The organism is Enterobacter sp. Bisph1 (genome assembly GCF_000814905.1).
Taxonomy (GTDB): domain Bacteria; phylum Pseudomonadota; class Gammaproteobacteria; order Enterobacterales; family Enterobacteriaceae; genus Kosakonia.
This window is the reverse complement of the sequence record NZ_JXAG01000028.1, coordinates 66,326-90,232: the sequence shown is the minus strand read 5'-3', so window position 1 is coordinate 90,232 and position 23,907 is coordinate 66,326. Positions and strand designations below refer to the sequence as shown.

Genomic DNA, 23,907 nt, shown 5'->3' with positions numbered 1-23,907 from the left:
ATGTTGGCACAATACGGGTGTGATGCGGACATTGAAAAACCTCCTGTAGCGCAGAAAACCCCGGCGGCACGGCCGGGATTCGGTCCTGTGTCACGCGCAACGTCAGCCAGGCTAAATAGCTACCCGACCGTCGTTTGGCGATTAGAAATCGATGTTCACACCCAGCTGCCATGTCCGTCCCGGCATCACCGCCAGCGCCTTGTCGTAGGCGTTCTGCTTGCTGATCTCTTGCAGGTTACGGCTACTGAGATAATCCCAATATTTCCTGGCGGTGAGGTTGTAGATGCCGCCGTTGATGTTGATATTTTTCGCTACCCGCCAGTAAGCCGACCAGTCGAGTACCCCGTAACCCGGCACGCGCATATAGTCGATGCTGGGCTCGCCAATAGGTTCGTCGTTATTGGCATACGCCTGGCGATTTGTCGCCGTGGCGCGCTTGCCTTTGACAAAAGTGGCGGTCAGGGCGCTCCCGTAGCGTTTGCGAGGATCGTCCCAGCCGATACCGAAAATCGCCTTCATCGGCGCGACGCTATCGAGATCGACGTATTTATCCCCCAGATAATGGGATTTCGCTTTCCCCTCGCTGTAGCCGTAAGCCAGCCGCGCGCTTAGGCCATCGAGGGGTTCAAACCAGCTGCCAACGTTGAATTTCGCACTAACTTCACCGCCATAAATAAAGGCTTCATCGCGGTTTTCCGCCTGAAAGGCGGTGTAGATGTTCGATGGAATGCGAATAAACTTGTCGGGATTAGCGGCGCGGGTATAGCGGGTATAAGCGATAAAGTTTTTATAACTGTTATAGAACAGCGCTGTACGCAACGTGATGCCTTCTGTCACCTCGCCTTTAATGCCCCATTCAAGATTGTCGCTGGTTTCGGTTTTAAGATCCGTATTGCCGAGAAGCGCATACTGCTCGCTTCCGGCAAAGTTCGAACCCAGATCCCAGGAGCCATACAGCTGGCTGGCATTGGGGAACTGCGCGCCGCGTTGGTACTGCAACCAGCTTATCAGGCGCGGGGTAATCTCGTACTGGAAGATCAGCGATGGCAAAAGCTGGGTATCGCTATTTTTGCCGTACAGCGCGGCGACATCGGCCCCGTCTACCACCGTGCTGTTGGCGACCAGGCTGGAAAGATTGCGTGGTTTTGTCGTCTGGTAAACCACGCGCGCACCGGGCGTAATGGCGAAGGGATGACCGCTGGCGTCAAGGTTGATCCGATCCTGGAGAAAAACACCCAGCGTGTCGCTGCGGCTGTCGGCCTCCGGCTGCATAATCTGGCTATAACCGCTCAGCGCGGGCGACTGGTGAAACGGGCGCTGGGTTTTGCTGCTGCCGACGTTGAAACCGCCGCTCAGATCGTGGCGGCCGACGCTTTTCAGCAGTCCATTTTGCATACCCCAGCTATCGGTATCGTAGTTCGAGTAGACCGTCTCCCTGATGGCGGTGATGCGGTCCGGCATCCAGGTACGATCGTGCGCTTCGGTGTGCTGGTAGTAAACTTTTGTCGACATGCTGTCCAGCCAGTCGTTGATTGGCGTCCATTCATCGTTCAGGCTCGCGCCCCAGCGGCGCGTCTGGCTGGTTTGACGCGCCTCGCCCAGCACCCTGCTGCCCTCGGTGTTCCACGCGTCATAATGGGTATGGTTAGTTCTGTGGAAGGCATCGAGGGTGGCGGTGAATTTGTGCAGGTCGTTCGGCTGCCAGATGCCGGAGGTCATTAGCGCGTTCGAGTGCCAGTTGGCGGGTGGGGCGGCTACCGTGCCGCTGTTGTTTCGCGTTTGCTGACCGTCTCGGCGGCTATAGATCACAATACCGCGCAAAATATCGTCACCTGCCGCGCCGGTGACGCCGTTGTGCCAACTGCGGTCCGCTGAGTCGTAATTGCTCTGGTAACCAAACCAGGTTGCTGTGCCGGGTTGTAAATAATCATCCGCCGATTTGGGGCGGAAAGAGACACTCCCGCCGATGGATGTATTGGCTTGTTCAATGCGGGTGGCGCCAGACTGGATATCGACACTGCCGTACATATAGGGATCGATATAGTCGCGGCCAATACCAAAGGTGTTTAAGCCTGCGCGGCTGGCATAGCTGCGCCCGGTAGCGCCGGGCGTAGCTATGCCATCGACATCAATGCCAACGCGGTTACTTTCCATTCCGCGAATGTTATATCCGCTGTAGCCGCCGCGGTCGAAGCCGCTCTTGCCATTGCCTGAACCGCCGCTTGCGCCGGTGGCGCTGATAAGCGGTTCATAACGCATAATGGAGCCAAAGTCCTTCGCCCCTTTGTGTTGCAAATCCTCAGCGCTGAGTGAATGCGTACTGCCGGCGTTTAAGTTCGGTGCGGGCGCGGTAACGACCATCTCTTCTGCTTTATCGGGCTTAAGATCCGTATTCGTAACGGCGGGACTCGTTTCCGCAAGGGCGGTATGTTGATATATAGCTGCGAGTAATGAGGTGACTAATGCGCGTCGGGTAATGGGCAGGAGAGAGCGTTGAAAATTATCCATAAATTTTGTAATCCTTAGAATTTATCCCTATTCAGCTCACGTCTTACGTCCAGGTAAGCCACAAACAACTGCCGTCAGTACCTCCGGTGGTAGGTTATTTTTATGTTATGATTCATTAAAATAGTTTTAACAATTGCCTATTGCAATCATCTGAAATACGCTTCGCATTTTTTGTTGCCGCCTTTTATGAGGTTATCTCAACCGCGTCTGGAGCCCCGGAAAATGAAACCTGCCATCACCTTGCGCTACTGTTCACAATGCAACTGGATGCTGCGCGCCAGCTGGATGGCGCAAGAACTGTTGCACACGTTTAGTACCGATTTAGGCAGCGTGACGCTGATACCGGGCAGCGGCGGGATTTTCGTTATTGATGCTGACGGTACGGTGATTTGGGACCGCAAAATTGATGGCGGTTTTCCTGATGCTGCCGAGTTAAAACGTCGTGTGCGGGATTACTGCTTCCCGGAAAAGCCGCTGGGGCATGTGGAGAAAAAAGAAGGTTAGCGCCGCGTAAGCGTAAGCGTGCCGTCTTAAATAACAAAAAGGCCGCCGAAGCGACCTTTTTGATTACTTTTTCACCGGCTGCGGTTTTTTATCACCTGATTCCGGTGCTTCACGCGGATCATCTTTTTCAATTCTGAACACATAGCCTCCTTTGGTGAGTGGATCTACTTTTACTATAGACAACGCAGGTACAAAACGCCCAGGCGGCAGAGCTGAAAACCACCCTTCAATGCGTATAACATTGAATAACTGTTTTTTTACCTGCAAAAGAAATGAAAGTGTCCCGGTCATACAGCACAATGGCCGAGAAGAGAGGAGGCACACGCTGCCTCAGCGGGTAGGTGAAAAGGTTATTTCAGGCGTGACTTACGATTAGCCAATTTATGAATCAGGCGTTTCTTGTAAGGCAGCAGCTGTAAATCTACCGTTTCGGTAAAATCAACAGCAATCATTTCGCACAGGGAAGAAGAATTGTCGGTTAATTGAGCGGGAATAGAGAGCGCTAAATTTTCAGTTTTGTCGATAATCCTCTCTCCCTCCTCATTATTATTTTGGTTCATTACTATAATGCCTCAACCTTTTTCAAAAAAAATAAAAATAAACGAGTCGTTGCCGACTCGCTTTCGATAAAAATTAGGTAGGGAGAAAAAGTAGTGAGCGAAACGGTTATTTCTTACCGCCACTGCTGCTACTTTTACTGCTACTACTACCGCCTTTTTTACCGGCTTCGGATGCACGTTCGGTGTCGTTCTTGAAGTTACCACCGCTGTGCTGACCACCTTTACGTCCTGCTTCGGAGGCTTTTTCACGATCTTCAGCGAAATTACCAGAACCACCTCTATGCTCGGCCATGTTATATCTCCACATTTTCATCTTCGATATAATCGATACGGTAAACAGCTCATATCAATCGCGTTGGAATCTTAAGTCTGGACATTTATTGATAATAGTCAAACTTTCACCAAGGATATATCCTTTAAATAACCCTATGTGAGATATAGAAATATTTAAACACATCTGTTGCAAATAATATATTTAGTATATTTTTAAACACCTTACAATCTAAATTATCACCGAGAAAAAATTGCCGCTACGATTAATTTCGTAAATAAAGTGGCCTGAGTAAATATTCTGTGCACACTTATTTCTGCCACACATTTTTGCTGGAGAAACCGATGCACGAACAACATCAACAGTGCGCAGAAGCGTGTTACCGCTGCGCCGCCGCCTGCGAGCACTGCGCCCTCTCTTGTTTACAGGAAGAGGACATCGCCATGATGCGAGAATGCATCAAACTGGACGTTCAGTGTGCCTCGCTGTGCCGTCTTGCCGCGCAGTTTATGGCGATGGAGAGCAACCAGTTGCCTTCCCTGTGCCGAATCTGCATTGATATCTGTCGCGCCTGCGCTGAAGAGTGCAGCAAACATCAGTCTGCTCACTGTAAACAGTGTGCGAAATACTGTCGCGCCTGCGCAGAATCCTGTATGCAAATGGCGGCATAACGCCTTCGGGCAGGGATCACCCTGCCCTCTCTCCTTTTCACTGCCCGCTGAGCTGGCTTACTGCCCGGTTCTGAATCCCCTTTTATCTCGAGTATCAACACTCTGGCTTTTGTTATTGTTATATTATAACATTTCATTTCGTAACAATTTCTTATCAGGAGCGTATCAGGATTATGAAAAGATTGGCTTTTATCGTGTGTATAGGCGGTCTGTTTGCAGGCGCGCAGGCCATGGCTCATGGTCATCACCATGGCAAACCCTTGACAGAAGCAGAGCGTAAAGCCAGCGAAGGCGATTTTGCTGACAAGGATGTAAAGGATCGGCCGCTATCGGACTGGCAGGGAATTTGGCAATCCTTGTACCCCTATTTGCAAAATGGCGATCTCGATCCGGTCCTGATGAAGAAAGCAAAATTGAGCGGGAAAAGCGTAGAAGATTACCGTGACTATTACAAAAAGGGCTACGCCAGCGATGTGGAGATGATTGGCATTGAAAACGGGGTAATGGAATTTCACACCGGCAAAGCGGTTAATGCCTGCCGTTATGCTTATACCGGCTTTAAAATCCTCACCTACAGCTCGGGAAAAAAAGGGGTACGTTATCTGTATGAATGTACGGAGCCGCAATCTAAGCGCCGAAATATGTCCAGTTCAGCGACCATACTATCGCCCCGCGTACTTCGCAGCACTTCCATATTTTCATGGGCAATAGCTCGCAGGAAGCCCTGCTCAAAGAGATGGATAACTGGCCGACGTACTATCCCTACAATATGACCAAAGCGCAGATTGTCGACGAGATGCTGCATCATTAATGTGATCTAAGCGGGCGTAACACCCGGTCGCCCGCGCTACCTGAGCCGATTTTTATATTATCTCTGCCCTGCCCGTTTTAATAAAAATGAAATAAATAGGGGTCATTCGGCTGCACACTTTATTTCATAAAGAATTATCCTGGCGACATAAAAATAATGCTGCCTGTCACGCCGTTATTTTTAGTAGGGGGAGATTGCGATAAGCCTCACATTAGTAAAAAAACGTAAACCTGAAATGAAATATTATAAGTGGTATACCTCAGAACAGAAGTTAGCATACAAATTACCTTAATTTGCATGACAACTACGAGGCACCTATGTCTGTTCACGCTCGCTTGAGCACAATGGAGAAGCTAAGTTTTGGCATGGGCGATGCGGCTTGCGGCATCGTTTTCTCCTCTGTGACCATGTTTTTAACCTACTTTTATACGGATATTTACGGCCTGGATGCCGCCGCCGTCGGTATTATGTTTTTAGTAACGCGAATCCTCGATGCGGTGGTGGATCCCCTCACCGGGATGATTGCCGATCGGGTCAAAACAAAATATGGTCACTTCCGTCCGTGGCTTATCTGGTTTGCCGTGCCGTATGCAGTCATGGCGGTAATGACCTTCACTACACCGGATTTTGGTCATACAGGAAAATTAGTCTATGCCTATTTGACCTATACCGGCCTGATGCTGGCATACACCTTTATTAATATCCCTTACTGCGCGCTCGGCGGCGTGATTACCGACAATGATAAAGATCGTTTATCCGCCCAATCCTGGCGTTTCACGCTCTCTTCCTGTGCCGGTTTATTAGTGTCTGTCGGCACATTGAGCCTGGTCGAGTGGTTTGGCAAAGAGAATAAACAGTTGGGTTATCAGGCGACGATGGCGGTGATGGGCACCATTGCCATTATTATGCTAGTGCTCTGTTTCTTTAACACCCAGGAACGCGTCACGCCCGCGGTTGATACTAAATCCTCCGTTAAAGAGGATTTAAAAAATCTCTGGCACAACGATCAATGGCGTATCGTCGCTGTAATTACCTTCTTCTCTAGTATGGCGAGCGTGATGAGAAGTTCCGCCACGCTTTATTACGCCACCTATTTAATGACCGGCGGGGCGCAAATGGGCGCCGCCAGCACCACCATGAAAACCGCCTTTATTACTACGATGGTGGTGGGCACTATATTTGGCGCAATGGGCGCGGGTTATTTCTCCCAGCGCTATAAGTCGCTGTTTATGTTCCGCACCATTAACCTGCTGCTGGTCTTCGCCGGGGTTATTATGTTCTTCGTGCCGCCTACCCTGCTGAGTGTTATTTTCCCGATCTATTTTTTGATTGGCTTCCTGCATCAGATGTATCAGCCGTTTAAGTGGAACATGATGGCGAATGCAGCGGATTACGGCGAGTGGAAAACCGGGCGACGTATTACCGGTCTGTCGTTTTCGGGCAACCTGTTTATGCTGAAACTGGGGATGGCGGTAGCCGGGGCGATGGTCGGTTTTTCACTGGGCTGGTTTGGTTACCAGGCCGGGTCGGCAACGCAAAGCGCGGCCGCCATTACCGGCATTGTCAGCCTGCTGACCGTGGGTCCCTCCCTCTCTTATCTGGTGCTATGGTGCCTCTCCTGGCTTTATAAACTGGATGACGAAACAATGAGCAATATCCACCGTGATATGAGCGCCAAAACGGCGGCCGCACAGCGCAACACCGAGGATGTGTCTGAGGGCGTACTGATTGCCGGAGGAGCGAAATAATGACCCACTACGTTTCTCCCTGCATCTGGCCAGCGGATAATCAGGATGGCACTTACCGTAATCCGGTGATCCATGCGGACTATTCAGACCCGGACGCGATTTGCGTCAACGGCCGCTACTATATGGTGGCCTCAAGCTTTAACCATCTACCCGGTTTACCGATCCTTGAATCCAGCGACCTGGTGAACTGGCGAATCATCAACCACGTTCTGCCAACACTGCCGAAACAGTTTGACGAAGTATTACCGGGCAAAGGCGTTTGGGCTCCCTCGCTGCGCTTTCATGACGGCTATTTCTGGGTCTTTTACAGCATGCCCGATGAAGGCATCTTTATGAGTAAAGCGCAGGACCCGTATGGCGAATGGTCGGCGGCGCACTGTCTGAAAGCGGTGCAAGGCTGGATTGATCCCTGCCCGCTGTGGGATGACGACGGTCGCGCCTGGCTGGTGCACGCCTTTGCCTACAGCCGCGCCAATATCAAACATAAACTTCAGTTGTGCGCCATGTCGCCGGATGGCCGCAGCCTGCTTGATGAAGGGAAAATCATCTTTGATGGCACCCGCTCGCACCCGACCCTTGAAGGACCCAAATTCTACAAACGCAATGGCGAATATTACATTTTCGCCCCGGCAGGCGGCGTGGAATCGGGCTGGCAAACGGTGTTGCGTAGCCGCACCGTCGAGGGTCAGTATCTCGCTAAAAATGTGTTGCATCAGGGCGTGACCGGGGTTAACGGCCCGCATCAGGGAGGCTGGGTTGAATCACCCGACGGTGAAGGCTGGTTTGTCCATTTCCAGGATAAAGGCTTTTATGGCCGGATAGTGCACGTACAACCGCTACGCTGGGATGACGAGGGTTGGCCGCAAATCGGCGCCCTTGATTCGCTCTCAGCGATGGGTGAACCGGTAATGCGCGCGCGTAAGCCTGCGGGCAGCGCGCAAGCTGCCTATTGCGAGCCGCAAACCTCGGATGATTTCGTCGATGGTAAGCCCGGCCTGCAATGGCAGTGGCCCGCCAACCCGCAACCGGGCTGGATTATTCCCGGTCAGCAAGGGCTAACCCTTGCCTGTTACCCGGTCGGGCCGCATTCGCTGTATGACACGCCCCAGCTGCTGCTGCAAAAATTCCCCGCACCGGCCTTTAGCGCGCAAACAACCCTGACCGCCGATTTCATACACCAAAATGACGAAGCCGGGCTGGTGATTTATGGCGAGCGCTTTGCGTCAGTGGCGTTGGTTTGGCAAAACGGAAATGCACACCTTAAGGTCACTACCGGCTGGAACAGCGATAAAGGGATCGTTGATTTCACCTCAGAGCTGCTGCCGGTGCGCGCAAGCATGAGTCGTATTTCGCTGCGCGTGGCGGTGGATAACGATGGCATTTGCCAGTTTTCCTGGTCGCAGCATGGCGAGAGCTGGCAGCTTATCACGCCGGACTTTGCCGCATCGGCGGGTAAATGGATCGGCGCGAAAGTCGGTATTTACGCTCTCTCGTCAGCGGATTACGCCGTTAAAGGCCGCGCGTGCTTTGCGCACTTTACGGTGACGGCCACATCGCCGCCGCCCTACAGCAGGCGTTAATAAGGTGACTGATGGCAAGGCGAGACAGCGTATCGCCATCACGCCTGCAGTAACGTCGGCCACAAGCGCAGCGCGGTGTCGATAACCTGCGTTAATTTCTCAGGGCTTGCACCGTCGCGCGCGCTGACCGACATGCCGTGAATTAAGCAGCTTAAGAACAGCGCAATGTCGCGTAGAGGGGCCTGAGACGGGATTTCGCCGCGCAGCTGGCGCTGTTGCAAAAAGAGCAGCAGCGTTTGTTGCTGATCCGTTTGCCGCGCCCGCAGGGTGTCAGCAATGGGTTCCGATGACGCTGAAACGGTGGCAGAAGTATTCACCAGAAAGCAGCCAGCGGGCGTATCGCCACCGGCAAAACAGCTGGCTAACGCCTGCAGATAATCGCGCAGCGCCTGCTCAACGCTTTTCTCATCGCAAAACAGCGCCGCCCGGTGCTGCGTGGCAAAACGCGCCATATACCGGTCGACCACCGCCCTGAACAACCCTTCTTTATTCGTAAATTCCGCATACAGCGTCGGCGCTTTTGCGCCGGTGGCCTCCACCAAATCGGTAAGGGAAGTAGCTTCATACCCATGCTGCCAGAACAGCATCATGGCTTTATCCAGCATTGCCTCACGATCGAAGACTTTTGGCCGCCCGCGGCCTTTTTTAACACAACATGTGCCATCGGTAGTCATGGTTCCCCCTTATTCACATGAATTTAATTAATAATCATTATAAAAACATTGCAAGACGGGTTACCAGCAAAATAATCAAGAAAAAAATAACCCAATATTATGTTAATTAACAAAGCCTTATAATTTAATTTAACGACCATTATAAAAATAGTGTTGACGAGTGACGTAGATCACACTTATGATTTACCTATCGATCGTTAAGTTAATCATAACGACCTCACAGACACTCGCATTTAGAAGGTAAAAGAGTATGAAAAGTATTAAACCCCTGATTGCCGTTGCCGTCCTGAGCTCCCTCTCTTTTGCAAGCGTAGCCGCCGTTGAAGTTCAGGCCACGCCGGCAGGCCAGCAGCAAGCGGGCGTGATTTCCGCTAACGCCGGTACCAACCTCTCCTCTTTGCAAAGTGAACTGGCGCAAAAAGCCGATGAGATGGGCGCGAAATCGTTCCGTATCACCTCGGTTACCGGCCCGAACACCCTGCACGGCACCGCCGTGATTTATAAATAAGCTCTGCCGTATGAAACCGGCATAACGTAAATATGTGAAATCAGGCATAAGCGCCTCATATCAAAAAATTTTAAGGATTATCACCATGAAAACCATGAATTCAATTGCTGTTGCTACTGTGCTTTCTGTTCTTTCCTTCGGTGCGTTCGCCCAGACCGTAACCGCAACCGCGTCCACTCTTGATGAAGCGGAATCCATGATCGCCGCTAAAGCACAGCAGTCCGGTGCGTCTTATAAAATCATTGAAGCCAACACCAATAACAATGTTCATATGACAGCTGAACTGACTAAATAAGATCGTTGCTGTTATCACAGTTAAAAAGCGCCTGCGGGCGCTTTTTTTTTGTTTAATTCTCCCACACACAACAACCAAACATAAAAAAAGGCAATGAAACGTAATAAATTTCCCTCCGAGATAAATATGAACCCCATAAAATTGAGCATACGCTCGGTAACACAGGAGGTGCTTAGGAGTGGAAGTCGAACACGTTGTCGTTACGTTGAATCCGGAATTTACGCCAGCCGTCATGATATGTTCATTGATGGGTACAACTTTATATATTATTACTGAGGAGAATACGAATCCGTTACGAAAATTAGTTACCGCGATCATTTCCTTTTTGTGTGGCGTATACGGAGCGGCCGATGCGGCAGGTGCAATATCGGCAACCTTCAGTGCATTAATTACGCAGTTTATTACCGCCGGTTATGACATACAAATTTCTACTGCGATAGGCGCAATGGTGGCTTCCGTTACCAGCGTTTCCCTATTGTCGGGAATATTGAGCATTATCAGAAAAAAAACCACGGGAGATAAAGGATGATTGAAAAAGTGATGCTGCTTATTCACCTTGTAATCACCATCGCCATCGCGCTCAGGGTGCTAATGTCGATAAAAGAGGTGCATCGTAAAAATATTTGGATGAAAGTAGTGGCGGCAACAATATTTATGGCATCTGCAAGCACCGCTATACGTATATTTACAGGCCAATATACCGTAACGGAGCCTGGAGAATTGATTCTCATTTCTTTATTTTGCCTCATGCTATATCGCAGCGACGGTTACCTGACAAAATTATTTGAGAGAAAAAATGGACATTGAACCAAAGTGGCTTAATGAAGCCAGAAAATATCTTAATGAAAAAGAGATTAAGGGACCGGTGCATAATCCCAATATTGTTCAATTTTGGCGAGATATCAAACGCTCAGGGATTAAGGATGATGAAACCCCATGGTGCGCGGCCTTTGTCGGCGCCATGCTTGAGCGTACTGGTATAAGGTCGACACGATTCGAATCGGCGCGTTCCTATACGCACTGGGGAAAACAAATAGCAGAACCGGCATATGGTTGCATTGTCGTTCTCAGTCGTAACGGGGGTGGACATGTAGGATTTGCCATTGGCGAAACGCCGGACGGCGATCTGGTTTTGCTGGGTGGAAACCAAAGCGATGCGGTAAATTATCGGGCTTTTTCACGCGCGCGAGTGATAGCTTATTGCTGGCCAGAAAATGAGAATATAGATACCCGTCCCCTACCGATAATAAACATTACGCGATCTACGCGAGAAAATTAAAAACCTTTCTCTTTACGCTATAAACACTCCAGGACAGACAATATTATTCATGCGACCAGGATAAATTGCATGTCCTGATAGATATCTACATACAGGTTTCTCTTTCTACAATTTCACTTTCACTTTTGAGGGAGGTAGCTATTTTGATCAGTTGCTCAAAGTTCTTTTTATCAAAACAGATATATCTGTCAATAATCATATCCTTTTTAAACGGCTGTAGGATAAACTCATACTCTTCCATTTTGATAGGCAAATAGGTAATCATGCTGGCAGGAAAAAAAGTAAACCCCATATTATCCTGTATTGCATTCAATACATCGGTAAAATCAGGCAACCACAAAAAATCCCACGCAATGGTCAATTCTGAAATATTTTTCTTTAACATATCAATAAACGGATGCTCTCTCAGAGAATTTCTTAAAATAATCTTCTCGCTCCTTATTAACTCAGAAATATCGGCATATTTATGCTTCATCTTTTTCGTGACCAGGATCCCTAATTTCTCTTGCGAAAGAAAAATCTGATACATATTTCGCTGAAAATCTGCATAGGGAGAAACTGAAGAATAGATATACAAATCAAATTGCGAACCAGTACAATTTTTATGGGTATCAGCCTGCCCCTGACTGATATATAAGTTAAAGAGTGATTTCTTCATGATGCTTCTGGCCTTGAAGAAAATATCGGGATAGTAAAACCCTGAGATAAAAATTCGTATGCTTTCACTGGCAATATCTTTCTGTTTATACGTTTCGAAGGTGTTGTAAGCCAACTCATAAACCGGAAGCAATTTTGTATAAAATGCAAAACCTGCCTCAGTTAGTTTGATTCCACCACAATTTTTCTTAAGTAATTTTTCATCGACTAATTTTTCAAGCTCACTCATTGAATGCCGTAATGCCGAAACAGTGATGCATAATTTATCCGAGGCAACCACATAACATTCACTTTCAACGAGAGTGAGAAAATAAACAATCCTTTTTGATAAAATCATAACCGCGTCCTTTGATTTCCTTTTGAGAGCCTTGCAACCTATCTTTAACGTATTAAAAATCCCAATCTGAAAAACATATAGGCAAAAAAACATCTTTGCGACAAGCGTTTTTTTTCATGCGGCATTGTGGTCGAATTTATAAATGTGAGCATTATCTCAGATTTATAATATATAAAATCCATATAAATCAAAACGTTAATTTCACAGAAAAACGAAATCAAATTATATTGCTTTTATTTGGAAAATTACTGAAAAAATATTTACTGGCGAATGTTAGGATCGATAAATGACAAACAGCAAGTGAATATAAATCTTCAACAAAACATTACGAAACTAAATATTCATGGCAACTCACTAATTATCAACAGGTGATGTAATGAGACAATTCCGTGTAGTAATTACCGGTATGGGCGCCGTAAATGCTCTGGGTGAAAACGTCGAACAATGCTGGCAAGCAATACGTGAGAAAAGAAATGCGTTTCATAAATTAAAAGACCGCGAGGTAATGTTAGAGACAACTTTCTTTTCCTTTCTCGCGGAAAATAAAAAACGTTTTTCGGGCATCCCCAATGAATTGCTGCATTTTCTGCCCAAACACGGAAAGCTTGCGTTAACGAGCGCCAGGGAAGCGGTAAGCCAGGCTTTTGGCACCAATACACCACCGACTGAATACTATGCTGCACACCGGTGTGGCGTCATCCTGGGCAGCGGCTGGGGGGCGTTGGATGAGATTTGCAAATTAAATAGCCACTTGGTTGAAAAAGGGATCACCAATCCGCGAAGTAATATCATTACCATGCCCGGTGCCATGACCGCAGCCTGCGCAATGCAATATGGCTTTAAAGGTTATCAAAATACCTTAATGGCGGCGTGCGCAACGGGAACGATGGCCATCGGTGAAGCCTATGAACATATTAGAACCGGGCGCGCTGATTGCATGCTGGCAGGTGGCAGTGAATCGCTGACGGGAACATTTGGAATCTGGTCTATCGATATTCTCAAGGCGCTGTCGAAAGAAGCCCATTTGCCGGAAAAAGCCTCTTGTCCATTCAGTTTAGACCGAACAGGCTTTGTACTAGCAGAAGGCAGCGCGGTGGTCTGTTTAGAAAATTATGAAACCGCGCAAAAACGCGGGGCCTGCATCCTTGGCGAAATCACTGGCTACAGCAGTTTTTCCGAAGGTGAGCATATGATACGCCCGGCACAAGAGGTTGATTGCCGGGCCAGGACCCTTGAGCAAGCCCTGGCCAACGCCAGGCTCAACAACACCGATGTCGGTTACATTAATGCGCACGGCACTTCTACCCTGCTAAACGATTACCATGAAAGCTGCGCGATTAAAAAAGCCTTCGGCACTGCCGCTTATCATATTCCTGTTTCCAGCACCAAGTCTTATACCGGTCATCTTATCGGTGCGGCCGGCAGTTTCGAAACGATCATATGTACCAAAGTAATCAATGAAAATTTTATCCCGGCAACGATCAATTTATTTAATCCTGACCCGAAATGCGATCTGAATTACGTGCCCAACGATCATTTATTGGGTACATGCGTGAATAACGCCATGAATATCAGCGCCGGTTTTGGCGGGCATAATGCCGCCCTGATAATCTCTAAGGTAGGTTAATCATGTTTTCGCTGGCAGAACTTAAACACTGGGCTTTATTTGCTAATGACCCTAATACAATCCATTTTAAAGCAAGCGACGATGGGTTCATGATCCATGGCATGTTAGTTTTTATGTTTCTCAGCAAACAGTTACTCGCAATAATCGATACACAAAATCAACCGATAAAAATCGATGTCTTCTTTAGAAAAAAAGTATTCACCGGGCAAGATGTACATGTTACGAGTCCGAGTAAGTTCAAAGTCTCGTTGCACAGCGGGGATTCAAACAACTGTGCATCAGGGACTCTGTCTTTTACTGACGGGAATTTTTTTGCAGCTAAAGCCAGTGGCGATACCGCTCTCACCCGGCTTACCCATGGCGATATTTATCACTATCGCTCTCGTTTCGCAAAAGCGTTTAACGATTACAACTGCGATGTTCTTTTTTATAGCGCAGTCTGTTTTAGGTATTTATTAAATTCAGCCTGGTTTTCTTTAGACCAAGGTAATAACGACGCACACAAGCAAAGTTTGTTTGACCATTATGACGTTATACATATTTTTCAATCACTCGAGGTGACGAATCCGTTCACGTACAGCATCTTGACGTCGTGTTCGCTGGAAGTGCTTATTTTTAACAAGAGTGTATTGCCACAGGAGAACCAGTCATACCTGGTAACCCTCGGCTATGGGTTAGTGGATGCCGGCAAACCGATGCTGGTGATGGCGAGTAGATTTTACATACGTCAAAAGGAGGCATAAATGTTACGTGAAGAAACGTTATTTGATGATATACGCAACCTAATCAATACCATGAAAGATATGGGGCATACGGAAATTACCAAGGAGAGTAAATTTAAAGAGATGGAATTTGACAGTCTGGATTATGTCGAACTGCAAATTTTTATGTTCGAGACCTATTCAATAAAAATCCCCGATAATCTGTTTGCTGACAACACTCTTACCAGCATTCAGGATTTGATTAATTTCGCCATTTCTCAACAATCTCTATAACCAAGAGGTCGCTATGTTAAATCTATCTGAAAGTCATTTAAACGCCTTGTATAAAAAAGCTGAGGGCGAAGCCTGGAACGGACTGCTGAGCTATTTTATGAAAGGTGCGGAACATATCCCGCTACAAGTCGGTAGCACGCGTATTTTACTCGAACTTGTTATCCCTGCACATATTATGGACCCGCAGTCCGAACCCAAATATTACATTGTAGACAAAGACGAGCTTTTTTTATTGCGCCGAGATCATCGTGAACTGCGCGTTTATAAAGTTAATGATTTTGGTGTGCTGGAAATGATGCACGGAGATGATGAACTACTCACAGACGCGGCCTTAGGCCCGGCATTTCGTTCAGTCCTGCGCAAAGCGCTCTGCGATTATGTTGCAAAAAACCCCGTGACTAGCCAATTCGTTATTGAAGCGAAGGAAAATTTTGCGCAGTTTATTTTCACTACGTTGATCAACGATGAGTTTCTTAATGCTCTGGGATTTACTGCCCGAAAAATTGAAGAGTTTTCCGAAAAATATTTCGCTTTTGAACTTTTCCCTTCTTACTTGCCTGTTAACACTTACTGAATATGGAGATTAAATTATGTCATTTACTAATATACAAATTACTCATTTTAGTATCCAGTCTTTAAGCGAACGTTTTTATGCCAATGGTAATCATCAGTGCCATGTGCAAGTGATGGTGATGAAACAGGGGATGAATGCACAACATCAATTTGTCCGTGTCCCTTTAACTCAGCAGGAAAGAAACTCTATTGCTGTTGCCAATTTTTCATCCTCGCTTAACTACGATGCGCTACCCATGCCTAATAACTGGGCGTCATCGAGAACGCGTAATGAATTTGATCTGGGCATGATATCGTCATCGTTGTTTAACCCTCGATCGCGTTGGTCTTCAAACAAACACCTTGAAAATGAAGCGCAGGAAGAGTTATCCGTTTCCCCTTATGTCGAGGTAGAGGATGCGTGTCACAGTTGCGCTGAAAATGATGGTAGCGTTGCCAGCGAGCATGTTACCTCACTTACTGAAGCGGGAAATCTTGAGATCGACCCGCTGAATAACAACGTACCGGAAATCTTCAATTTTTATATTACCTCCCGCGCCACCGGCAATCAGCGCTTGATGGCGAAAGCCCGGCTTGAGGTTTCTCCAATCGGCGCTGGGGGGCAATCCCCTATCACTATTACCGCGACGACAAATATGGCGACCGGCCAAAATGTGTTTAATAGCAATATTCTTTTAATAGCGCTTAACCCGGTCGCCGTTCATCCCGGTGATCTCTGGCATACGGTACAAACTATTCAGGATCGCCGCGACAATGTGACTGATAGTAAAAATCCCGATGTGCACCATCAACGCATTATTATGCATCGTTGGGCGCTCCCATGGCGTTTGCGCGCGCAGCGTCTAGTCTCAGGCAATCAAAACCGTTTTTTTTATGAATTGGGCAATACCCATCAAAGCAACCGCTTCCTCACCCGCGGCCGCGTATTTGTCGTAGGTACATCGACTGTTAATGCCCGGGACTCAATGACCGGTGGTTGTGTTTGGGATCACCGCTATAACGTTAGTCGAGCGAGAACTGAAATTATCGCTGAAGTTATCCATGTCATGGGTTGTTCATGGACATCACCAATGCGTGCCGGGACTCATGAACTATCAATTCTTGATAATTATGGAACTGAACATCGCTTTAGAATTACTCCAGAAGATACCGGAAGAACGTTATCTATTTCCCGCATCGGTAATTAGTTAGTTACATAAATCATAGCCATAGCATTGTGCTTATTCTTAACATAATCCAAAAAAGACATGGGGTTATTCCATGCTCAATGCTATTGGCTTTTACCCTCATCATAAAATGAAGGCACATAGTATGAGCACGACAAATATTTATTCTAACGCGTTTAACTTCTCTTCTTTTATCAATTCTGGCGTTGATGCACGCACGGGACAATATACAGCATCGATTAACCTGACAAGCTTAACGCCTTTTAATATCAAAGGTGATACTTATGACATTAATTTAAATTTCTCGTCATTTAATAGCAGTCAGCAGGGATTCGGGCACGGATGGAATATCTCAACAACATTTATTGATACACAAAGGCATGTACTGTCAAATCATACCGGGGAGAGCTACAAATGTAAAAATATGTTACCCGGCGCGGAAATCACATTGACCGATAAGAAATTACGCGATCTGCGAGCCTTTATGGTGAACGCTAATCAGTTCCGCATACAGAGCAAAGAGGGTTTAATCCAAACCATTGCGCGTATCAATTTGAGTAGCAACCTGGCCGTTGTGACCTCAGTAGCCTATCCCAACGGAGAAATATTCGATTTCACCTATGGCATGCTGATTGCTGGTCGACCCTGCCTGACGGAAATTCATCATCGGCAGACCAATAGTTTAATGTTGCGGATGTCCTATTTTGGCTCAACCTGTAACCTGATTCAGGTGCCTGATAGTACCGGGCAGCTGTTGAATATCGATCTGACGTATCAGAATAATCTTCTGACAGGCGTCAGCCTTCCTTATCTGCCTTCCGCCAGAACCACCGCTGGCTATACCATTAATTATGCTCAGTTTGCGAATAACTTTTTCTGCATCGATAGGTTCCGTACACCTTCGGGTTCAGTCGAGGTCATCCAATATAATGCAACCGGTATCCGCATTACGATGTCAAACTCTGTTCCCTGTGTAACCGGCTCAACAATCAATCCGGGAAACGGTCAACCCCCCATTATTACGACCTACCAGTACAGCCAATCGACAAACTTTACCGGCTTTAGCTCTGGACGTACGCATATTGATCCAGAACAAGACAACTTATATCTGGTTAACGGGGTCTATAATTATTCGTCGACCGAGAGCAAACATGTGGGCGCAAATGTTGTCTCCACTACCACGCGTACCTATAACCGTTTTCATTTGTTGACGCGTGAAGAGACCACCCATACGGGTAAGCGGCTCATTAAGATCAATAGTTATAATGAAACAGCCGGTGTCGATTTTTATCGCCAACCGCCAAATTTACAGCTGGTTGCAGAAGAAACCATTATCCATACGGATTTAACCACGCATCGCTCACGCGAAGAGAGGTCCACATTCCTTACTGATGAATGGGGTAACACCCTAAGGATCACTTATCCCAGCGGAATTCAGGTGCGGAACGAATATTATGGTATCAATGGGCAAGCAGGCTTATGTCCGGCCGATCCCCTTGGCTTTAGCCGATTTATCCGCTCAGCGACGAAAATTGCCGCGTATGGCAATACGCCCAATCAAACGACTAATTACACATGGGAATCTTTTGCCCCCTTTGCCAATACCCTGACCCATGGCAACATTATGCTGGTGACAGAAGTGCGTAATGGTGTCTTACGTAAGCGTTATACCTATATCAATTCGACTTCGCACCGCAGCCACTCTTTGCTTAACGGCGTTAGCACGACATTAAATAACTTCACCACCACAGAATCTTTCTCCTATACCTTTTCTAATCACAGCGTGGTTTGTGTGGCGCGGACCACCGGGCACGACAATACGAGCCAGGAAGGAACCAACACAGTCTCTTTTTTAACGGGGGATGTTTTAGAGCAGGTGGATGAACATGGGGTAATTACCCGTTACGAATATACGCCAACGGGTCATATTGCCCAAAAGAGTATCTCAACCGGCAATTCAACCCCTGAGCGCAAACGCTTTACTTATTCCTATCCGACGGCAAATTCGACAAATACCTGGCCGATGCTGACAGAAACCGACACCGGCGGCGTTAGCCATCAGTACCGGTATGATGGTTTAGGCCGAGTCTGTCAGGTATTAGCCCAGGATGACGATGCCGTAATCAGTCAAAATTATAATGGTACTTTCCGGGAGATAAAAACCAGGACCTATAATTCACTGGGGCAAGTGGTTACCGAAAGCGACGTTGATTGGGCATGGGATCTTAATGCTGCCGGCCTGCGCCGTTTAACCACGCCGTTATCAAGCGTTAAACATTTTGAATACGATGGCTGGGGTAACCTTGCCAGAACCACTTACAATGACGGTCGCGTTGAAATTGATAGTCAGGATCCGGTAAGTAAAACCGCCTTAAAAGGTTTACAAGGCCTTTCAATGGTCCAGACCCAATATAACCTTTTCGATGAGGAAGAGTCCGTTTCATTGCTGAATGTGAATGGCACGGTTCATGCGCGCAGGACGTTCACCTACGATGGATTTGGCCGCAGGATCAGCGAAACGGATACCCATAATCACAGCACCCATTTTACCTGGGATCACTTTGATCGTCGGGTGAGTAAAACCTTACCCGATGGCACCCAAATCGATACGCCTCATAGCACCTTCACCGACGCAGAGGCTGTTTCATCTATTTCGGTTCAGGGCCATCAATTTGCCGAAGCGGCCCGTGATGGCTTACTCAGAATCACCCGGCATCGCGTGGGTAACAGAACGCTACGCTATGCTTATCGTGCGGGTGGAACGCTACCAGAAACGATTACTACGCCGGATAATCGCGAGCAAATAAGACGTTATGCGCACGTCTTAAACAATGCCATCACGCAGATCCGCACCTCCAGCATTACGCAGGATTTTGATTACGGGGCAAATACCGGAAAGTTAATTCATGCGCGGGAAGCTGCTGTTAGCTCACAATTAACGTATTTCCCCTCGGGGTTGCTGCAAGAAGAGAGCACCGTCGAAGCAGGCCGCTCACTCTCTTCAAATGCCTACCGCTTTACCATGGCGGGACGCGTGCAACGTAACCGTGACAGTCGGGACAGGATTCATACTTACCAGTATGATAATTTCGGCCGTCTGACCAGTACACGTCAGGGCGCGCAGGAAGCGCTTTATCGTTATGACAGCTTCGGCCGTAAAACCACCATTGATATGCGCGGTACCGCAGCAAACCTGGTGACCACTATTCGCTACGACGAATTTAGTCGGGAAATTAGCAGAACCTACGTTTCAAATGACTCCAGCGCGGTATTAACCATGGCCTATACCGCCGACGGTAAGATCAGTACGCGCGAAATGCAGGAAAACGGACTGGTGCTCAGGGAAATTTTTACCTATGACAACTGCGCTCGTTTAAGCAGATATCAATGTTCTGGTCGAAATGTACCGCGTAATTCTGCAGGAACGCCGCTTTCTGAACAACGCTATCATTATGACCGCTGGGGAAATATTATCCGCACGGACAGTGTGTATGGTTCCCAAACCCTTTCTGCGGTTTATGAATTTAACGCCGCCGATCCGACACAGTTAATGACAATTATCGAGAATGGCCAACGTATCAGCCTGCAATATGATGCCAACGGCAATCTGACGCGTGATGAAAAAGGCCAAACGCTGATTTACGATGCTAAAAACCGTTTGTCGGAGGTAAGGAGCGCTAATAATCAGCTGGTCTGCCGTTACAGATACAATGCCCATGATGTCCTGATTAGCCAGGAAGTCCCCGGGAATCGGCATAACCACTATTTTTATAGCGGTAAAAGGATGTCGAATGCCCATATCAACAATACCGATCTTACCTGGCTGAATGACGGCAGCCTGTGCCGATTAGGCCATACAGAAAATAGCCATGGGCAGGAAACCCATCATAGTTACGGCTTGTTAACCAACGATGTCCCGAACCTGATTCGCTCAGCAAACGGCACTCAGCACCTTTTTAGCATGCCATTTGGTCACCGCAGTCTTATGGCCTTTATTCCCGGTATTAGCGGCGCTCAGCCTGACCCGGTCACGGGATGGTATTTCCTCGGCAACGGCTATCGCGTTTATAACCCGGTCCTGATGCGTTTTCACAGCCCCGATAACTGGAGCCCGTTTGGTCAGGGAGGCATCAATCCATATGTTTACACCTTTAATGATCCTATCAATAACGTTGACCCAAGCGGCCATTTAAGCGATACCGCAATCTCCAGCATCGCGTTAGGCGCCATCGGCATTTTGATGGCTATTTTTACGCTGGGAGCCGCTATTCCCGCGGTGGCTGCAAAATCTGTGGCCATAGCGACGATAGCTGTTAAAGGGAAAATGGGTATATTTACTGCGACGAATACGGTTGTTACCAATGTGTTTGCCGTTGCCTCAGCGGCTACGTCAGAATCTAATCCTGTTGCATCACGCGCCCTGAATTTCACGAACCTTGCTTTAGGCTTGGCGGGTATTCCATTCGGGTTTAGCGGTGCGGTAATGAGCTTTTTCAGAAATAGAGGCAAAGAGGTGGCTGAAAGGACAGTATCAACGTTTGGTACAGGCCATTTTATTAGCAGCGCTGTCGGTATAAATTCACGCTATGATGCCGCTATGATGGGCACAAGCATTGTTTTTGCTATCGGTTATGCGAGTGTCACCGTTGAGGCTGATTCGGCTGAGGAAGAAAACGCAGAACTGCTTGGCATTGCGGGTTTGGCTTTTTGGGGCGGCGGCGTCGCGCTGGGTTTGGGCTCAATGGCCAGGGCATGGCGACACAGCAAATATATCTATCAAGTCACCACGGCGGACAACGTTATGCTGCAGGATATAAACTTTTTTTCCGCTGAGCGCAGAAGGCAGCCGTTAGTTTCCACACGATTGTAGCGATCCCTCTGTGAGTTTATGGCAGCAGCCTTTGAAGTTTCTGCAGGCTGCTGTCATTGTTAACACACTTTCCAGGTAAGCCGGCCTTCCTTGCAACCTCAACGCCCCATTTCACCTTGAGTGAACAGCCCGTTTTGCATGCTATTTGAACTGCCGGGTAAAAAAGGCTAGCCTGCTGCAAAATATTCCCTTTTAACAGGTAACCTCGACAATGGCTCTGATCCCGAAAAACTATGCGCGGCTGGAAAGCGGCTACCGCGAAAAAGCGTTAAAAATCTATCCATGGGTATGCGGGCGCTGCTCGCGAGAGTTTGTTTACTCCAATCTGCGTGAGTTAACGGTCCACCATATCGATCACGATCATACCAATAACCCGGAAGATGGCAGTAACTGGGAGTTGTTGTGCCTGTTTTGTCATGATCACGAACACTCTAAATACACCGAAGCGGACCAGTATGGCACCACGGTGGTAGCGGGTGAAGATGCGCAAAATGATGTCGGTAAAGCCACCTATAATCCTTTTGCCGATTTACAGGCGATGCTCAATAAGAAAAAGTAGTTCAGGTTCAGGGCGGCGGAAGCGGCCCTGAATAACCTCAACCCCATGCCATAATATTCAGCAGACTGTATCCCCTGCACTCCCCGCATTTTCTTATAAAATCGTAGATAGCGGTTATCGGCGAAAGCGCCGGTGAAGCCTGTTGCATGGCGCTGAAAGCGTACTACCGCGTCTGCCCATAACGCAGGTCATAGCGGTTTTAAATGAAAATAAAGCGGGAATAATGATGAAAAGAAACCTCACCTGTTTGACCCTTATTATCGCTGCGCTATCAGGTAGCGAGCCTGCCGTTGCCGCGCCTCTGCCGGTTGCTGCGGATTCGTCGGTGCCGGTCAGCGACTACATCACCCAGGTTAATGGCGATAAAAGCGTGACCTTCCGCCTCTTCGCACCGGGTGCGAAGCGGGTATCGGTCGTCACCGGATCCACCGCTGAAAGTTTTGTTTCCCACGATATGAGCAAAGATGAGCGCGGCGTGTGGGCCTGGAAAAGCGACGTAATGGCACCGAATCTGTACGAATATTATTTTGATGTTGATGGCTTTCGCTCTGTGGATACCGGCAGCCGCTTTCCCAAGCCGCAGCGCCAGCTCAATACCAGCCTGGTGTTGGTGCCGGGAAGTCTGCTCGACGATCGCTCCGTCCCCCATGGCGATCTGCTAACGCTGACCTATCACGCAAAAACGCTGGGCGCAGAGCGTCAGATCTCGGTCTGGACGCCACCGGGCTATACAGGCACAGGCGAACCGTTGCCGGTGCTCTATTTTTATCATGGCTTTGGCGATACCGGGCGTTCGGCTATTGATCAGGGCCGCGTGCCGCAAATAATGGATAACCTGCTGGCAGAGGGCAAAATCAAACCGATGTTAGTGGTCATACCCGATACCGAAACGGATATTGCCGCAGCGACGCCGGAAAATTTCCCACCGAAAGATCGGCGCAAAACCTTCTACCCGTTGAATGCTAAAGCCGCCGATGGCGAACTGATGAATGACATTATTCCACTTATCAGCACGCGGTTTAACGTGCGACAGGATGCCAACGGACGCGCGCTGGCTGGCTTATCGCAAGGCGGCTATCAGGCGCTCTATTCCGGCATGAACCATCTTGCAAGCTTTGGCTGGCTGGCGACGCTGAGCGGCGTTACGACCGCCACCGTTGCCGATGAAGGGATTACCCGCCAGCTCAGCAAACCAGAGGAAGTGAATAAGGCGCTGCACAACTTCACTGTGGTGGTAGGGGAAAAAGATTCGGTTACCGGCGCTGATATCGCCGGGCTGAAACAGGAACTGGAGAAAAAGGGTATTAAATTCGACTATAAAATGTACCCCGGCCTGGGCCATGAAATGGATGTCTGGCGTCCGGCGTATGCTGAATTTGTGCAGAAAGTGTTTAGATAAGGTGGTGCGCCCGGAGCTTGATAGCGCCGGGCTTTCCCTCACCCGCACCCTGGCAATACTAACTGATGAAAAGTCTTTCAGCCTGCTACCTTCTTCCCATCCATGTTATAGACCGAGCGCTTTCTGCTGGTCTCCTTGAGTATGCCCTTGTGTTTTATGAGGCTGAGCTTGAGCGCGTGAAGAACGGTAAAACCGTTAGAGACTTTATTGATAAATCAAATAAATAGCCGTCTCCTTAAAGAGTATTAATTACACTTTAAATCTGGCACCGCAACTAATTACTCACAGGTCATAAAGGAAATATTTTTAATTAAT

The 23,907-nt window shown here is 48.1% G+C and carries 23 protein-coding genes and 1 pseudogene; 18 read left to right on the top strand and 6 right to left on the bottom strand.

Annotated features, from left to right (window positions below):
* Positions 1-141: 141 nt before the first annotated feature.
* Positions 142-2,508, bottom strand: coding sequence for a TonB-dependent receptor domain-containing protein (locus tag RW65_RS04460; RefSeq protein WP_052250273.1), 2,367 nt, complete (start codon positions 2,506-2,508; stop codon positions 142-144).
* A gap of 222 nt (positions 2,509-2,730) precedes the next feature.
* On the opposite strand from RW65_RS04460, the gene RW65_RS04455 reads away from it, so the two are divergent.
* Positions 2,731-3,012: an Rdx family protein gene (locus tag RW65_RS04455; RefSeq protein ID WP_039055460.1), complete on the top strand. Its 282-nt coding sequence runs from the start codon at positions 2,731-2,733 to the stop codon at positions 3,010-3,012.
* Positions 3,013-3,075: 63 nt separating this feature from the next.
* Here the strand turns inward: RW65_RS04455 and RW65_RS23140 are convergent, their stop codons facing one another.
* The 3 genes from RW65_RS23140 to RW65_RS04440 all read right to left on the bottom strand — a co-directional run bounded on the left by RW65_RS23140 (position 3,076) and on the right by RW65_RS04440 (position 3,864).
* A complete protein-coding gene (locus tag RW65_RS23140; RefSeq protein WP_039055459.1) occupies positions 3,076-3,303 on the bottom strand; it encodes a hypothetical protein in 228 nt (75 codons plus the stop codon).
* Between the two features lie 59 nt (positions 3,304-3,362).
* Positions 3,363-3,572 carry a hypothetical protein gene (locus RW65_RS04445; RefSeq protein WP_039055458.1) on the bottom strand — a complete coding sequence of 70 codons (210 nt, stop codon included), beginning with the start codon at positions 3,570-3,572 and terminating at the stop codon, positions 3,363-3,365.
* 106 nt (positions 3,573-3,678) lie between these two features.
* Entirely contained in the window at positions 3,679-3,864 is a 186-nt protein-coding gene (locus RW65_RS04440; RefSeq protein ID WP_039055457.1) for a con-10 family general stress protein, read from the bottom strand.
* A 323-nt stretch (positions 3,865-4,187) separates the two neighbouring features.
* Between RW65_RS04440 and RW65_RS04435 the strand changes: the two genes are divergently transcribed.
* The 4 genes and pseudogenes from RW65_RS04435 (at position 4,188) to RW65_RS04420 (ending at position 8,653) form a co-directional block, all read left to right on the top strand.
* Positions 4,188-4,514, top strand: coding sequence for a four-helix bundle copper-binding protein (locus tag RW65_RS04435; protein WP_039055456.1), 327 nt, complete (start codon positions 4,188-4,190; stop codon positions 4,512-4,514).
* Positions 4,515-4,687: 173 nt separating this feature from the next.
* Positions 4,688-5,325: pseudogene (gene zinT / locus RW65_RS04430) on the top strand (metal-binding protein ZinT).
* A gap of 317 nt (positions 5,326-5,642) precedes the next feature.
* Positions 5,643-7,073, top strand: a complete 1,431-nt coding sequence (locus RW65_RS04425) for a glycoside-pentoside-hexuronide (GPH):cation symporter (RefSeq protein WP_039055455.1) — start codon at positions 5,643-5,645, stop codon at positions 7,071-7,073.
* Positions 7,073-8,653 carry a glycoside hydrolase family 43 protein gene (locus tag RW65_RS04420; protein WP_052250272.1) on the top strand — a complete coding sequence of 527 codons (1,581 nt, stop codon included), beginning with the start codon at positions 7,073-7,075 and terminating at the stop codon, positions 8,651-8,653. Before RW65_RS04425 ends, RW65_RS04420 begins: the two co-directional genes overlap by 1 nt.
* A 38-nt stretch (positions 8,654-8,691) precedes the next feature.
* Here the strand turns inward: RW65_RS04420 and RW65_RS04415 are convergent, their stop codons facing one another.
* The gene (locus RW65_RS04415; RefSeq protein ID WP_039055454.1) at positions 8,692-9,327 is read right to left on the bottom strand and encodes a TetR/AcrR family transcriptional regulator; all 636 of its coding nucleotides are present in this window, start codon (positions 9,325-9,327) and stop codon (positions 8,692-8,694) included.
* A gap of 250 nt (positions 9,328-9,577) precedes the next feature.
* Here RW65_RS04415 and bhsA point away from each other — a divergent pair, with 250 nt between their 5' ends.
* The 5 genes from bhsA to RW65_RS21615 all read left to right on the top strand — a co-directional run bounded on the left by bhsA (position 9,578) and on the right by RW65_RS21615 (position 11,409).
* On the top strand, positions 9,578-9,835 hold the full coding sequence (gene bhsA, locus RW65_RS04410; protein WP_039055453.1) for a multiple stress resistance protein BhsA: 258 nt from the start codon (positions 9,578-9,580) through the stop codon (positions 9,833-9,835).
* 85 nt (positions 9,836-9,920) lie between these two features.
* Complete coding sequence (locus tag RW65_RS04405; RefSeq protein WP_039055452.1) at positions 9,921-10,130, top strand: YdgH/BhsA/McbA family protein; 210 nt, start codon at positions 9,921-9,923, stop codon at positions 10,128-10,130.
* Between the two features lie 178 nt (positions 10,131-10,308).
* On the top strand, positions 10,309-10,659 hold the full coding sequence (locus tag RW65_RS04400; RefSeq protein ID WP_052250271.1) for a phage holin family protein: 351 nt from the start codon (positions 10,309-10,311) through the stop codon (positions 10,657-10,659).
* Positions 10,656-10,937, top strand: coding sequence for a phage holin family protein (locus RW65_RS04395; RefSeq protein ID WP_039055451.1), 282 nt, complete (start codon positions 10,656-10,658; stop codon positions 10,935-10,937). Before RW65_RS04400 ends, RW65_RS04395 begins: the two co-directional genes overlap by 4 nt.
* Entirely contained in the window at positions 10,927-11,409 is a 483-nt protein-coding gene (locus RW65_RS21615; RefSeq protein ID WP_039055450.1) for a TIGR02594 family protein, read from the top strand. Before RW65_RS04395 ends, RW65_RS21615 begins: the two co-directional genes overlap by 11 nt.
* 85 nt (positions 11,410-11,494) lie before the next feature.
* Here the strand turns inward: RW65_RS21615 and RW65_RS04385 are convergent, their stop codons facing one another.
* Positions 11,495-12,403, bottom strand: coding sequence for a helix-turn-helix domain-containing protein (locus RW65_RS04385; protein ID WP_197058862.1), 909 nt, complete (start codon positions 12,401-12,403; stop codon positions 11,495-11,497).
* A gap of 376 nt (positions 12,404-12,779) precedes the next feature.
* Between RW65_RS04385 and RW65_RS04380 the strand changes: the two genes are divergently transcribed.
* From RW65_RS04380 to RW65_RS04345, 8 genes are all read left to right on the top strand, one after another.
* On the top strand, positions 12,780-14,030 hold the full coding sequence (locus RW65_RS04380) for a beta-ketoacyl-[acyl-carrier-protein] synthase family protein (protein ID WP_039055448.1): 1,251 nt from the start codon (positions 12,780-12,782) through the stop codon (positions 14,028-14,030).
* A 2-nt stretch (positions 14,031-14,032) separates the two neighbouring features.
* Positions 14,033-14,773 carry a hypothetical protein gene (locus RW65_RS04375; protein ID WP_039055447.1) on the top strand — a complete coding sequence of 247 codons (741 nt, stop codon included), beginning with the start codon at positions 14,033-14,035 and terminating at the stop codon, positions 14,771-14,773.
* Complete coding sequence (locus RW65_RS04370) at positions 14,774-15,025, top strand: acyl carrier protein (RefSeq protein ID WP_039055446.1); 252 nt, start codon at positions 14,774-14,776, stop codon at positions 15,023-15,025.
* Positions 15,026-15,038: 13 nt separating this feature from the next.
* Positions 15,039-15,599 (top strand): hypothetical protein, encoded by a 561-nt coding sequence (locus RW65_RS04365; protein WP_039055445.1) that lies wholly within the window; start codon positions 15,039-15,041, stop codon positions 15,597-15,599.
* A 16-nt stretch (positions 15,600-15,615) separates the two neighbouring features.
* Positions 15,616-16,785, top strand: a complete 1,170-nt coding sequence (locus RW65_RS04360) for a hypothetical protein (RefSeq protein ID WP_039055444.1) — start codon at positions 15,616-15,618, stop codon at positions 16,783-16,785.
* A 124-nt stretch (positions 16,786-16,909) separates the two neighbouring features.
* Complete coding sequence (locus RW65_RS04355) at positions 16,910-21,634, top strand: RHS repeat domain-containing protein (protein ID WP_039055443.1); 4,725 nt, start codon at positions 16,910-16,912, stop codon at positions 21,632-21,634.
* 211 nt (positions 21,635-21,845) lie between these two features.
* Entirely contained in the window at positions 21,846-22,193 is a 348-nt protein-coding gene (gene yajD / locus RW65_RS04350; protein WP_039055442.1) for an HNH nuclease YajD, read from the top strand.
* A 226-nt stretch (positions 22,194-22,419) separates the two neighbouring features.
* Positions 22,420-23,592, top strand: coding sequence for an alpha/beta hydrolase-fold protein (locus tag RW65_RS04345; protein ID WP_039055441.1), 1,173 nt, complete (start codon positions 22,420-22,422; stop codon positions 23,590-23,592).
* Positions 23,593-23,907 lie beyond the last annotated feature (315 nt).

Bases quoted from the DNA above. Each gene is read 5' to 3' on its own strand.
- RW65_RS04380 (WP_039055448.1), top strand. From the start codon at position 12,780: ATGAGACAATTCCGTGTAGTAATTACCGGTATGGGCGCCGTAAATGCT.
- bhsA (WP_039055453.1), top strand. From the start codon at position 9,578: ATGAAAAGTATTAAACCCCTGATTGCCGTTGCCGTCCTGAGCTCCCTC.
- RW65_RS04345 (WP_039055441.1), top strand. From the start codon at position 22,420: ATGAAAAGAAACCTCACCTGTTTGACCCTTATTATCGCTGCGCTATCA.
- yajD (WP_039055442.1), top strand. From the start codon at position 21,846: ATGGCTCTGATCCCGAAAAACTATGCGCGGCTGGAAAGCGGCTACCGC.
- RW65_RS04425 (WP_039055455.1), top strand. From the start codon at position 5,643: ATGTCTGTTCACGCTCGCTTGAGCACAATGGAGAAGCTAAGTTTTGGC.
- RW65_RS04365 (WP_039055445.1), top strand. From the start codon at position 15,039: ATGTTAAATCTATCTGAAAGTCATTTAAACGCCTTGTATAAAAAAGCT.
- RW65_RS04360 (WP_039055444.1), top strand. From the start codon at position 15,616: ATGTCATTTACTAATATACAAATTACTCATTTTAGTATCCAGTCTTTA.
- RW65_RS04405 (WP_039055452.1), top strand. From the start codon at position 9,921: ATGAAAACCATGAATTCAATTGCTGTTGCTACTGTGCTTTCTGTTCTT.
- RW65_RS23140 (WP_039055459.1), bottom strand. From the start codon at position 3,303: ATGACCGGGACACTTTCATTTCTTTTGCAGGTAAAAAAACAGTTATTC.
- RW65_RS04370 (WP_039055446.1), top strand. From the start codon at position 14,774: ATGTTACGTGAAGAAACGTTATTTGATGATATACGCAACCTAATCAAT.
- RW65_RS04435 (WP_039055456.1), top strand. From the start codon at position 4,188: ATGCACGAACAACATCAACAGTGCGCAGAAGCGTGTTACCGCTGCGCC.
- RW65_RS04455 (WP_039055460.1), top strand. From the start codon at position 2,731: ATGAAACCTGCCATCACCTTGCGCTACTGTTCACAATGCAACTGGATG.
- RW65_RS04415 (WP_039055454.1), bottom strand. From the start codon at position 9,327: ATGACTACCGATGGCACATGTTGTGTTAAAAAAGGCCGCGGGCGGCCA.
- RW65_RS04440 (WP_039055457.1), bottom strand. From the start codon at position 3,864: ATGGCCGAGCATAGAGGTGGTTCTGGTAATTTCGCTGAAGATCGTGAA.
- RW65_RS04375 (WP_039055447.1), top strand. From the start codon at position 14,033: ATGTTTTCGCTGGCAGAACTTAAACACTGGGCTTTATTTGCTAATGAC.
- RW65_RS04445 (WP_039055458.1), bottom strand. From the start codon at position 3,572: ATGAACCAAAATAATAATGAGGAGGGAGAGAGGATTATCGACAAAACT.
- RW65_RS04385 (WP_197058862.1), bottom strand. From the start codon at position 12,403: ATGATTTTATCAAAAAGGATTGTTTATTTTCTCACTCTCGTTGAAAGT.
- RW65_RS04460 (WP_052250273.1), bottom strand. From the start codon at position 2,508: ATGGATAATTTTCAACGCTCTCTCCTGCCCATTACCCGACGCGCATTA.
- RW65_RS21615 (WP_039055450.1), top strand. From the start codon at position 10,927: ATGGACATTGAACCAAAGTGGCTTAATGAAGCCAGAAAATATCTTAAT.
- RW65_RS04395 (WP_039055451.1), top strand. From the start codon at position 10,656: ATGATTGAAAAAGTGATGCTGCTTATTCACCTTGTAATCACCATCGCC.
- RW65_RS04355 (WP_039055443.1), top strand. From the start codon at position 16,910: ATGAGCACGACAAATATTTATTCTAACGCGTTTAACTTCTCTTCTTTT.
- RW65_RS04420 (WP_052250272.1), top strand. From the start codon at position 7,073: ATGACCCACTACGTTTCTCCCTGCATCTGGCCAGCGGATAATCAGGAT.